The sequence below is a fragment of the Ureibacillus sp. FSL K6-0165 genome (assembly GCF_038004285.1).
GTDB classification, from domain to species: domain Bacteria; phylum Bacillota; class Bacilli; order Bacillales_A; family Planococcaceae; genus Ureibacillus; species Ureibacillus thermosphaericus.
The window spans coordinates 2,045,953-2,058,617 of sequence record NZ_JBBOQS010000001.1 but is presented as its reverse complement, the minus strand read 5'-3'; the positions used below and the strand labels follow the sequence as shown (position 1 = coordinate 2,058,617).

10 protein-coding genes and 1 pseudogene are annotated in these 12,665 nt (G+C 35.1%); 6 read left to right on the top strand and 5 right to left on the bottom strand.

Going from position 1 to position 12,665, the window contains the following annotated elements:
- The first annotated feature begins 229 nt into the window (after positions 1 to 229).
- The 3 genes from NST00_RS10245 (at position 230) to NST00_RS10235 (ending at position 1,987) form a co-directional block, all read left to right on the top strand.
- Complete coding sequence (locus NST00_RS10245) at positions 230 to 1,156, top strand: VanW family protein (protein WP_340710171.1); 927 nt, start codon at positions 230 to 232, stop codon at positions 1,154 to 1,156.
- 74 nt (positions 1,157 to 1,230) lie between these two features.
- The gene (gene tlp, locus NST00_RS10240) at positions 1,231 to 1,464 is read left to right on the top strand and encodes a small acid-soluble spore protein Tlp (RefSeq protein ID WP_340709933.1); all 234 of its coding nucleotides are present in this window, start codon (positions 1,231 to 1,233) and stop codon (positions 1,462 to 1,464) included.
- A gap of 154 nt (positions 1,465 to 1,618) precedes the next feature.
- Positions 1,619 to 1,987 carry a hypothetical protein gene (locus NST00_RS10235; RefSeq protein WP_016838096.1) on the top strand — a complete coding sequence of 123 codons (369 nt, stop codon included), beginning with the start codon at positions 1,619 to 1,621 and terminating at the stop codon, positions 1,985 to 1,987.
- 38 nt (positions 1,988 to 2,025) lie between these two features.
- Here the strand turns inward: NST00_RS10235 and NST00_RS10230 are convergent, their stop codons facing one another.
- Together NST00_RS10230 and plsY are read right to left on the bottom strand one after the other, a co-directional pair.
- A complete protein-coding gene (locus tag NST00_RS10230; RefSeq protein ID WP_016838097.1) occupies positions 2,026 to 2,316 on the bottom strand; it encodes a HesB/YadR/YfhF family protein in 291 nt (96 codons plus the stop codon).
- A gap of 25 nt (positions 2,317 to 2,341) precedes the next feature.
- Complete coding sequence (gene plsY / locus NST00_RS10225) at positions 2,342 to 2,944, bottom strand: glycerol-3-phosphate 1-O-acyltransferase PlsY (RefSeq protein ID WP_016838098.1); 603 nt, start codon at positions 2,942 to 2,944, stop codon at positions 2,342 to 2,344.
- Positions 2,945 to 3,357: 413 nt separating this feature from the next.
- Here plsY and parE point away from each other — a divergent pair, with 413 nt between their 5' ends.
- From parE to NST00_RS10210, 3 genes are all read left to right on the top strand, one after another.
- Complete coding sequence (parE, locus tag NST00_RS10220) at positions 3,358 to 5,331, top strand: DNA topoisomerase IV subunit B (protein WP_016838099.1); 1,974 nt, start codon at positions 3,358 to 3,360, stop codon at positions 5,329 to 5,331.
- The gene (gene parC / locus NST00_RS10215) at positions 5,331 to 7,781 is read left to right on the top strand and encodes a DNA topoisomerase IV subunit A (protein WP_096551117.1); all 2,451 of its coding nucleotides are present in this window, start codon (positions 5,331 to 5,333) and stop codon (positions 7,779 to 7,781) included. The genes parE and parC overlap by 1 nt, the downstream gene beginning before the upstream one ends.
- 115 nt (positions 7,782 to 7,896) lie before the next feature.
- Positions 7,897 to 8,799: a DMT family transporter gene (locus NST00_RS10210; RefSeq protein WP_016838101.1), complete on the top strand. Its 903-nt coding sequence runs from the start codon at positions 7,897 to 7,899 to the stop codon at positions 8,797 to 8,799.
- Positions 8,800 to 8,921: 122 nt separating this feature from the next.
- On the opposite strand, the pseudogene NST00_RS10205 reads toward NST00_RS10210, so the two are convergent.
- The 3 genes and pseudogenes from NST00_RS10205 to NST00_RS10195 all read right to left on the bottom strand — a co-directional run bounded on the left by NST00_RS10205 (position 8,922) and on the right by NST00_RS10195 (position 12,222).
- Positions 8,922 to 10,122, bottom strand: a pseudogene (locus NST00_RS10205) (branched-chain amino acid ABC transporter substrate-binding protein).
- Positions 10,123 to 10,354: 232 nt separating this feature from the next.
- Entirely contained in the window at positions 10,355 to 11,899 is a 1,545-nt protein-coding gene (locus tag NST00_RS10200; RefSeq protein WP_016838103.1) for a solute symporter family protein, read from the bottom strand.
- Entirely contained in the window at positions 11,896 to 12,222 is a 327-nt protein-coding gene (locus tag NST00_RS10195) for a DUF485 domain-containing protein (protein ID WP_016838104.1), read from the bottom strand. Before NST00_RS10195 ends, NST00_RS10200 begins: the two co-directional genes overlap by 4 nt.
- Between the last annotated feature and the right edge of the window lie 443 nt (positions 12,223 to 12,665).

Sequence of the window (12,665 nt, the reverse complement as noted above, 5' to 3'; positions counted from 1 at the left end):
GAGAGAAATTCTTGACACCCCTACTTCTTCATAACAATTAACTTATATAAATCTCTCCTCCTCCGACAATCAATGCAAGTTTCCCTCGCTGCAAAATTAATCTGTGACTAAAACGTACATGACAATCAGCCATCCAAAATGATTTTTCAGACTGCTCATTTTTTGTATGAGTCCGTACAAATAGGGAAACATAATTATAAAAATATTGATTAGGTTGTGTTGATAGTTGATGAAGAAGTTATTTGTATTTTTCAGTTTATTAATGTTTCTGAACCAGACTTTTGTGAATGCTTCCACGATTGATTTTCCTTTTTCTAATAATCAATCCATCAACATCGAGATAATTGATCCCGAATCAAAGGAGATAGTCCATTCCTTTCATCCGTATGATTATGACATCGAATTAGACTTAAATATCTTCAAAAGTGAAGTGGAACGATGGATTCATGAAATTGAACCATATTACTACAAAGAAATGTCCCTTGATCGAATTGATGAAGATGGTGAAATTATTAAAGGTTCCCCAAGAATTGAAGTCAATACTACACAGTTGTTAGATGAAATATTAAAGCGCTCATTTACTGGTGGAAAGATTGAAATCCCATTAAAGATTACTGATAGCAACTATCGACTTACTGATGTTCCTCATTTAAAAGAAGTTGTACTCGCTTCCTTTACTACATTCTTTAATCCAAATAAAGCAGGGAGAAGTAAAAACATCGAGATTTCAGCTGCAGCTATTCATAACATCATTGTTGGCAGCGAAGATACATTTTCCTTTAATGCAGTCGTTGGACCTAGAGAAATTGCTTACGGTTATCAAATAGCACCTGAAATCGTGAATGGAAAATTGGTAATGGGAATTGGTGGAGGCATATGTCAAACATCTTCCACATTATTTAATGCTGTTGATCAGCTTCCAATTAAAATTATCGAAAGACATCATCATTCCATGGATGTTGGATACGTTCCAAAAGGAAGAGATGCTACGGTTTCATTTGGAGGCTTAGACTTCCAATTCCAAAATACAACCGGAATCCCTTTTCTCATTCAAGCTTATTACAGACCTGGGGCGATTACGGTTGAAATCAGAACTTCAAAAGAATATGAGGAATTATTGAAAAATGAATTAATGGAATCGGAACCAAATTCTTAAGCAATCCCAGATGCATATTTCATATTATTCGATTCACACTAATACTGAATTTTTTGAAGGAGGAGGAGCATTCAATGGCAAATCGAAAACCGAATCCAGACAATCGTTCAAACAACGTAGAACGATTACAAACAATGGTGAAAAATACAATTAAAAATATTCATGAAGCAGAAGCAAGTATGGAATTTGCAGGTCCTGAAGAAAGAGAAAAAATTAGAGAAAAGAATGAGCGTCGCCGTAAAGCAATCGAAGGTTTCCGTGAAGAAATTAAAGATGAAGCTGCTGTTCGTAAAAGAGGAGAAGTATAAATTCGTGAGAAACTGGCAAAAGGCCAGTTTCTTTTTTATTTGAATATGATTGCTTTTTTTATTTACTTGTACTAGATTTTATGCTATTTACATTTAATTTTGATAAAATAATGAAGTGGATAATAGTTAAGTATGTTGGGGAGGGACATTGCATATGAATATGGTTGAAACGCTCGTAAATCAAAGCCGTAATGTAATGGATCTAATGAAACAATTAAAAAAAATTGCTTCAGTCAAAGGAAAAAAACGTACCGAATTAATTGAAAAATTTACTGCTAACCAGCATTCATTTAATGTTTATACATATGCAAGTGAGGAAGCGAGACAATCGCAACAAGTAGAAACTCTTAAAGTGAAATTAAATGAATTTAGTAGCCAATTTGATGCTGCACGCTATGAGATGGATGGAGAAGTAAATGAAGAACAGGTAAACCTATTATATAATGAAGTGTTAAATGCATATAACGAAATGGTAATAGCACTTGGATACGAAAAAGAAGTTATCGATATAAAAAAATTTTAAGTAAAAAGGAAGTGGATTTTTTGATCCACTTCCTTTTTTTATTTTTTATAGTCGTAAATTAATTCATCCGTTTTTGAATCAATAGAAACATATAAGTCATGATTATTGAAAAACCATTCATCATCTTTTTCAACATAAAAATGGATGCCATCTACAACCGTTTCAACCCCAATATTATGAGGCTTTTCACGGTTCATTCCTAAAGAAAAAGCTTCATGGAAAGGGGAAGAACCACCGTAACGAGCGTAAAACCTTATGTAATCACCTGATTCTACTTCCATTTCTTCTTTGAACCAAGCCAACGCTTCATCCGAAATAATAATTTTCATTTACGCCAAATCCTTTCGAAAAACATTATAACCACTTAACTTTCGGTTCCGTACCTTCTTTGATGCGTTTGATATTGGATTTATGTCGATAAAATATAAAAGTTGCTAAAATCAATACTAAGATAAATAATGCGTAATCACCAGTAAGTAACCAGTAAATAATGCTATAAATCACGGCTATGACAGATACAACCATTGACGATAAACTAACAATTTTCGTCAGTTTTAAACTGATGAAGAAGCCGATGATTAAAATTATAAAAAACGGCCATGAATAACCTAACAATACACCGCCTGATGTTGCCACAGCTTTTCCGCCACGAAAACCTGCAAAGATTGGGAACATATGTCCAACCGCGGCTATTGCTCCTAAAATAAGAGGATGTACTATCGTATCACTGAAAAACGGAAACATTGGTAGTATCGTTGCTACTGTACCTTTTAAAATATCCATGATGGTAACAACCATTCCAGCTTTTTTTCCTAATACGCGGAATGTATTTGTAGCACCTAAGTTACCACTTCCAAATTCTCGAATATCCGTTTTATAAAAAATTTTTCCAATCCATAATCCAGACGGAATCGAACCGATTAAATACGCACAAATGACTGCTATTACATTAATCATACCAAGATTCCTTTCAAAATAAACGTTTTACTATTAGCGATAATCATTTTACACTTTTTCTCTTATAAGAGAAAGGTCATTTTCGCTTTTTTCTATTATTCGCGAAAAAATATAGTACAGTGGAAGGAAATCATATGTTTAATCGTGAATCAAAGAAATGTCTTCATTTATTATATATGTTATCCTTTGTAAAATAAATAAAGCGATTGTGTTGGCAAGTATATTTATTAGGCAATCTTTTATTTTTAAGATGAAAACAGTACAAAGTACACTTTATGAAAAATTTTCTTTTTTCTTTTCAAAAATTTGTTAAAATGAAAAGGATGCTCGAATGTACTAGTGATTGACAGATGGAACGATTCTCTGTACGATTAGTGATACAGAACGGATGTTTGTATTTGGAGGGATTTAATTTGGCAATAAATCAAACAGGGATCACATATGATGCCGATGCCATTCAAGTATTAGAAGGCTTGGATGCTGTACGGAAACGTCCAGGGATGTATATTGGATCCACTGACAGCCGAGGTCTTCATCACTTAGTTTATGAAATTGTAGATAATGCAGTGGATGAAGCCCTTGCTGGATTTGGTTCACATATCATCGTCAAAATCCATAAAGATCATTCCATTAGCGTTCGAGACTACGGTCGTGGAATGCCAACAGGAATGCATAAATTAGGTAAACCAACACCTGAAATAATATTCACTGTGCTTCATGCTGGTGGAAAATTTGGTCAGGGTGGATATAAAACAAGCGGTGGTCTACACGGTGTGGGATCATCCGTTGTAAATGCTCTATCTAAGTTTCTTGAAGTAACGATTTATCGTGATGGTCAAATTCATCGCCAACGCTTTGAAAATGGTGGAAAACCGGTAACAACCCTTGAATTAATTGGGACGACAAAAGAAACTGGAACACTCGTTCACTTTTTACCGGATGATACGATATTTTCCACAACAAAATTTAATTATGATACATTAGCTGAACGATTACGTGAATCAGCTTTTCTCTTAAAAGGTTTGACAATTGAACTGATTGATGAAAGGGAAGAAGGAAAGCGGGAAGTATTTTGCTATGAAAACGGAATTCAAGCATTTGTTGAATATTTAAATGAAGAAAAAGATGTCATCCATCCAGTAAAATATGTGGAAGGCACTCATGATGATATAGAAGTAGAATTTGCCTTCCAATTTAATGATGGGTATTCCGAAACTATTCTTTCCTTCGTCAATAATGTTCGTACTCGAGATGGCGGGACTCATGAAACTGGTGCCAAGTCTGCATTAACTCGTATCTTTAATGAGTACGCACGAAAAGTCGGTTTATTAAAAGAAAAAGATAAAAACCTTGAAGGTACCGATATAAGAGAGGGACTTTCCGCCATCATTTCCGTTCGAATTCCAGAAAGGTTATTACAATTTGAGGGCCAAACAAAAAGTAAACTCGGAACTCCCGAAGCCCGCACTGCTGTAGAATCTGTTTTATCAGAAAAATTGTTATATATTTTAGAAGAAAATGCAGAATTATCCGCATCTCTTGTTCGGAAAGCAATTCGAGCTGGACAGGCAAGGGAAGCAGCGAGAAAAGCTAGGGAAGAAGCACGAAACGGTAAAAAGGGCAAAAAAGCTAAAACAATTCTTTCTGGGAAGTTAACACCTGCCCAATCTCGCAATCCCGAAAAAAATGAATTATACCTCGTGGAAGGTGATTCTGCAGGGGGATCTGCAAAACAAGGTCGCGATCGCAGGTTCCAAGCGATATTGCCACTCCGCGGTAAAGTTATTAATACAGAAAAAGCAAAACTTACGGACATTATGAAAAATGAGGAGATTGCTACCATTATTCATACAATCGGAGCCGGAGTAGGTCCTGATTTTAATTTAGAGGATGTGGCTTACGATAAAATTATTATAATGACCGATGCAGATACTGACGGTGCCCATATCCAAGTTCTTCTACTGACATTTTTCTATCGTTACATGCGCCCATTAATTGAAGCTGGAAAAGTCTATTTAGCTTTACCACCGCTTTACAAAGTGTCAAAAGGCAGTGGTAAAAACGAAGTTGTTGAATATGCTTGGACCGAAAATGAATTACAAGAAAAAATTAAAAAAGTAGGGAAGGGCTATGTTATCCAACGCTATAAAGGTCTCGGCGAAATGAATGCGGACCAATTATGGGATACGACGATGAATCCTGAAACGAGAACACTGATTCGTGTAACGATTGAAGATGGCGCCCGTGCAGAACGTCGCGTTACAACTTTAATGGGTGATAAAGTCGAACCTCGCCGTAAATGGATAGAATCCAATGTAGATTTTGGTATGGAAGAAGATACAAATACTTTAGTAACCGATTTCATCCAACATAAGGAGGAAGAATAATGGCGTCAACCGAACGATTTCATGAATTGACTTTAGAAGACGTGATTGGTGATCGTTTTGGTCGCTACAGTAAATACATCATTCAAGATCGAGCGATCCCCGACGCTCGAGATGGATTAAAACCTGTGCAACGTAGAATTCTTTATGCGATGTATAGGGAAGGGAATACCCATGAAAAACCATTCCGAAAATCTGCGAAAACAGTCGGTAATGTTATTGGTAACTACCATCCTCATGGGGATTCATCCGTATATGAAGCAATGGTACGACTTAGCCAAGATTGGAAAGCTCGCTATCCGTTAATTGAAATGCATGGAAATAACGGTTCGGTTGATGGTGACCCCCCAGCAGCAATGCGTTATACGGAAGCGCGCCTTTCCGTTGTAGCTGCAGAAATGCTAAAAGATATTGATAAACAAACAGTCGATTTCGTTCCAAACTTTGATGACCAAGACACTGAACCGACTGTGCTTCCTGCTAAACTTCCTAACTTACTTGTAAACGGTGCTACTGGTATTTCTGCAGGTTACGCAACAGATATACCACCTCACAACTTGTCAGAAGTATTAGATGGAATATTGATGCGTCTAGACCATCCAAATTGTACTGTAGATGATTTAATGACAGTCATAAAGGGGCCTGATTTTCCTACTGGTGCAATCATAGAAGGGATTGATGGCATTAAAAAAGCCTATGAAACAGGCAAAGGAAAAATTATTATTCGCTCCAAAGCAACAATAGAACCCATTAAAGGTGGAAAAGAGCAAATTGTCATCACTGAAATCCCTTATGATGTGAATAAAGCACAACTTGTAAAGAAAATTGATGAAATGCGTTTTGACAAGCGTTTAGAGGGGATTGCTGACATTCGAGATGAATCTGACCGAACAGCAGGACTCCGAATTGTTATTGAATTAAAGAAAGATATTGATGGAGAAGCCATTTTAAACTATCTATATAAAAACACAGACTTACAAATCACATATAACTTTAATATGATTGCTATTCATAATCGGCGTCCAACAATGATGACACTTCCATTAATGCTAGATGCATATATCGATCATCAAAAGGATGTTGTAACAAGAAGGACGAAATTTGACCTTCAAAAAGCAAAAGATCGATTACATATCGTTGAAGGTTTGATAAAAGCTTTATCCATTTTAGATGACGTCATTCAAACAATTCGTTCTTCTAAAGATAAACGAGATGCAAAAAACAATTTGCAATCGAAATTCCAATTTACTGAAGCACAAGCAGAAGCAATTGTTAACTTGCAATTATATCGTTTAACAAATACAGATATTACGCAGCTCCAAAAAGAGCATGAAGAATTACAAAAAACAACAGAAAAACTATCGAAAATATTAAGTAGTGAAAAAGAATTAATTAAGGTCATTAAAAAAGAAATCCAAGAATTGCGTAAAAAGTTTGACGAGCCTCGACGTTCCACTATCCAAGCTGAAATTAAAGAAATCAAATTGTCTCTAGACGTTTTAGTGCCAAGCGAAGATGTTGTCGTGACTGTTACAAAAGATGGTTATGTAAAACGGACAAGTCTACGATCTTATGCAGCGTCAAGCCCGGAAGATATTGCAATGAAAGAATCGGATTATTTACTATTTGAAGAGACATTGAATACTCAACATTACCTATTAATTTTCACGAATAAAGGTAACTACATTTATCAACCAGTTCATGAATTGCCGGATATTCGTTGGAAAGATTTAGGTCAACATATTTCAAGTATTGTTCCGATTGAAGAAGGCGAAAAAGTAATAGGTGCTATTGGCGTTGAAAACTTTGATGATGAAAACTTACATGTATTAACGGCATCAAAACAAGGACAAGTGAAGCGTTCGAGTCTAGCTGAATATCAAGTATCTCGATACTCCAAACCAATTAAGTCAATGAACCTAAAAAATGACGATGAAATGATTTATGCAAACCTTGTATCTTCCGATAAGGATGTTATCCTAACATCATATTTAAGCTATACAGTACGATTTAACATGGAAGAAATACCGATTACGGGTGTCAAAACAGGTGGGGTTAAAGGCATCAATTTAAAAGATGATGATATATTAGCCGCAGTTAATGTAATTGAAAAAGATGCTAAACAAGATGTACTTGTCGTTACCCATCGAGGTGCAATCAAACGGATGAGTATTTCCGAAATCGAACGAACAGGCCGAGCTAAACGTGGTCTTGTCATATTGAAAGAATTAAAAACAAATCCTCACCGTATCTTTAACGTTTTGGTTGTTAATGAAGAAGATTCGGTACTTGTAGTAACGAAAAAACAAGTACAAGAGAAATTTGCAATTTCTGAACTCACTAAAGCAGATCGTTATTCAAATGGTTCATTGAAATTCGATATAAACAACGATGGTGAATTATTATTTGTAAAAATTCTCAAACCTATTCAAGAAGTTATAAAGGATTTATAATCAATAAGAACATAATATTGTGGATGACTCTATTATTGAGTTGTCCACTTTTAAATTGAAAAAATTTCGAAAACGGTTTACTATTGTTATCATCGTTTATTTTGGGGGAATCATTATGGGGAAATTAGTGTTATCCATTGAACATCGTTCGAAAGGAATGGCGTTAGTAATTCTTGCTGCATTGTTTTGGGGAATATCCGGTACTGTTTCCCAATATATGTTTCAACATTTACATATCAACACAGAATGGTTTACAACTGTTCGGTTACTACTTGCTGGATTGTTATTATTAATCATTGCTTATAATAAAGAAGGAAAACATATTTTTGACATATGGAAACAAAAAAATGACGCCATTCCATTAGTCATTTTCGGAATATTTGGTATGATCGGTGTTCAATATACATACTTAGCTGCTATCAAACACGGAAACGCGGCAACAGCAACGGTTTTACAATACTTAGGTCCAGGATTAGTGACAATGTATTATCTTATTATTGCCAAACGTCTACCGACATTAAAAGAACTGATTGCAGTTTTTTCAGCACTTTTTGGAACTTTTTTGCTTGTCACTCACGGAAACATTCAGACATTAACGATTTCAAAAGAAGCTTTTTTATGGGGAATTCTGTCTGCCCTTGGTTTAGCATTTTACACGATTTATCCAATTAAATTATTAAAAAAATGGGGATCCTTTATTACCATTGGCTGGGGAATGTTAATAGGTGGAATAGTTTTTAGCATTATAAGAGCTCCTTGGCAATTTGAAGGGCAATGGCATATTGAGGCAAACTTTGCTTTCTTATTTGTCGTTGTTTGCGGAACCGTTCTTTCATTTTATTTTTATTTAGATAGCTTAAAATATTTAAGCGCTTCTGAAACAAGTTTACTAGCTTGTTTTGAACCATTATCCGCAACATTAACATCTGTAGCATTCTTAGGGGTTGCTTTTGGATGGATTGATTGGATTGGATCATTATGCATTTTACTAACAATAGTTATTTTATCGAGAGAGTAGGGAAGGGAACCTTCGAATTAAATAAAATGATAAAAAGAGGAAAGCTCATCTGCCTTCCTCTTTTTGTTTTGAGTAAAATGCATTGTTTATTTTTCTAATTGGTTTTGTTGTTAAAAGTCTTTTTATTGGCTTATTTCACCAACAAATGTGGCTGGATATGTTGCTTCATCAAATTTATAAAGATACAATTTTGCGTTGATATTATCGCCTTTTTCATCAAAAGAAACGTCTGTTAAAACGCCTTTATAATCTTTGACGGATCGAACTGCTTCTGCTACTTCTTTTCTAGATGGTAACTCACCGTTATTGGCATGAATGGCTTTTTCTAATCCTTGTAAAAATACTCCCATCGCATCGTAAGCATATGCAGAATACGGCTCGATATCTTTATTAAATTTCGCCTTATAATTTTCAATAAACTGTTTACCTTCTGTTGTAGAGCTCGCATCTCCAGCAATATTTGTAATATACACATTTTTCACTGTTTCACCTGCAATATCGACAAGCGCCGAGGAATAGAGCGCATCTCCACCCATAATTGGAATTGTTATGCCTTTCTCACGTGCCTGTTTTATAAGAATTCCACCTTCGCCAAAAATACCTCCAAAGTAAATTAAATCAGGCTTTTTATTTAACACTAAGTTTAATACGCCATTGAAATCTTTTTCGCCAACAGTAATTCCCTCATACCCTACAATCTCAGCACCTAGATTTTCAGCTTCCTCTACAAAGGCGTCTGCCAATCCTGTTCCATATGTTGTTTTATCTTGAATAACAAAAATCTTTTTTGCTCCCAATCCATTCACCGCATATCTTGCTCCTGCAGGCCCTTGATGATCATCTCTTGCAACGATGCGATTAACTGTTGTCAGCCCCCGATCTGTCACTTCTGTTGCTGTACTTGCAGGGTTGACCATTGTAACATAATACTTTTCATATATTTCGGAAGCCGCAATCGATACGCCAGAGTTATAATGACCGATAACGCCGTAAATAGATTCATCTGCTCCAATCAAATTGGCATTGGATACGCCTTTTTTTTGGATCTGCCTGATCATCGTATGGTTCCAATTGTAATGTAAAACCCATTTCCTCAAACTTCGCTAATTCTTCCTCTAATTTCATTTGAGCGCCTAATTTGATGGCTTCACCAATGATAGCATTACTACCAGACATTGGTGCATGAGCAGCAATTTTGATGACTTTAGAATTTGTTGAATTGGAAGTGTTATTAGAAGTATTCGATGTGCTGGTAGAACAGCCTGCTAGTATTCCGAATAAGAAAAGCAAAGTTAAAATAATAATGGTAGTTTTCTTCAACATTACATTCCTCCAAACCCGTCATGTTCCACTGCATACCAATTAAAGTTATTACAGCTTTATGTGACAGATTTGTGATATATACCATCTAGCAATAAAAAAATAAAAATATTTCTACTATAATAAGAATTAAATAGAGAATAACAATTGGAGAAAAGAGTAGGGGAGTAATGGATAAAAGATGTGCAATTAAAAAATCCTTGAGTTATGAAACTCAAGGATCAAAGGGTTAGAATTAGTGAGAGACTTTATTAACGGAAATACCAGTTTGTGCGCGAACTTCAACTTCGCTATATTTTGCATAATCAGTTTCTTTAGATAAAATAGTTCCAATCCAACCGCAAATGAAACCAACTGGAACAGAAATAATTGCTGGGTTTGTTAAAGATACTAATGGCGTACCTACGAAAATCGCTTTACCTGGTTCTGGATTCCATACGTTTGGTGAAACTGCCACAAGAACTAAAGCAGTAATTAATCCACCAATGATAGCCCATACAGCACCATTAGAATTGAATCGTTTCCAGTAAATTGTGTAAATGATTACTGGTAAATTAGCAGATGCAGCAATACAGAATGCTAATGATACCAAGAACGCAACGTTAAGTGTTTGAGCTCCTAATGCAAGTAAAATAGAAATAACGGAAATGACTAATGAACCAATACGAGCAGCAATAACTTGCTCTTTTTCAGTAATTTTGCCTTTTTTAACAATTTGACCATAAATGTCATGAGATAGGGCAGAAGCACCTGAAAGTACTAGACCTGCAACTACCGCTAAAATTGTTGCAAAGGCAACAGCTGAAACGAATGAGAATAAAATATCTCCACCTAAAGCTTCAGCAAGTAATGGTGCAGCCATGTTACCAGCAGGGTTTGCAGCAACAATAGTTTCTTTACCAACGAATTTAGCTGCTCCAAATCCTAAGAAAATTGTTAATACATAGAAAATACCAACGATCCAAGTAGCCCAAATTACTGAAGAACGTGCAGTTTGAGCATCTTTAACTGTGAAGAATCGCATTAAAATGTGTGGAAGACCAGCAGTACCTAATACTAATGCTAATAATGTAGAAATTGTATTAATACCGCTCTTATAAAGCATACCAGGATTTAAATAAGCTTCACCTGCTTCGGTAGCAGTAGCCATTTCAGAGAACATTCTAATAATGCTGAAATCAAATCTCCATAAAACTAAAAGTGAAATAATTGCAGTACCAAACATTAATAGAACAGCTTTAATAATTTGTACCCAAGATGTAGCAGTCATTCCTCCGAACAATACATAGATTGTCATCATGACGCCAACGATTAATACAGAAACCCAATAAGGAATACCGAATAATAATTGAATAAGTGCACCTGCACCAACAAGCTGTGCAATCATGTAGAACAATACGATAACAATTGTACTTAATGCAGCTGCTCCACGAACTTTTGCCATATCGAAACGAGCAGTAATCATGTCTGCTAAAGTGAATTTACCTAGATTTCGTAAAGGCTCAGCAACAATATATAATACAACTAAATAAGCTACTAAATAACCGATGGAGAAGTAGAAACCATCATATCCATATAAAGCAACGGAACCTGCAATCCCTAAGAATGATGCAGCAGATAAATAATCCCCCGAGATAGCTAGTCCGTTTTGCCAACCTTTAAGGCCGCCGCCAGCAGTATAGAATTCACTTGCAGTGCTGGTTCTTTTAGAAGCCCAATAAGTAATATACAAAGTAACAGCAACAATAGCTAAGAACATGACTATAGAAGTAAGACTCATTGACCAGCACCTCTTTCGTATTCATCAATAATTTCTCTTGCTTCTTTGTCAAATTTGTTCGCTCTTCCCACATAGAAGTGTGCCAGTCCCCAAACCATTATAAAGAGACCAAATGAATAGAACCATACCCACGTAATTTCTCCAATTGCTTTTTGATGCAAAATTTCTGTGTACGATGTTAAAACTGGAAGAAGCATGTATAAGACAAAGAAAATTACTGCCATCGTCCAGAGAAATGAGTTTTTCTTTCTAGATAACTGTCTGAACGATTCCATTTTGGCGATTCTTTCGTAATCAATTTGCTTTCCGCTATCTTTCGCCATAAACATACCCCCTTATTTTTGATTTTTTTTGCTGCTTTGTGTGCGCAAAATTCTTTTTTAAGAATTTTACAATTTTAATTTTATTTAACAGTTCAAAAAATTGCAACAACTTTTTTCTATAAATATTCCAATTTTTTTTAGTAAAAAACAAGATTAAAAGAGAAATTTTTTTCAAATGTTAAGAAATATGCAGTATGTTAGAACTATTTATTTGACAATTAATTTACATATTTTCGGGATATTATAACAATGAAGGATAATGAAAAAAAACAAAAAATAGAAAAAAGGGAAAAAAGTTAGGAACAATGACCGAAGAAATTGGTGTGAATAGAAGTTAATAATTATTGAGGGAATAACAATTATAGGAAAGTACAAGATCAACATATGTGAAATAATGATGATCCTATAAATAGTTATGTATAACTGAAACATTTTATTAATTT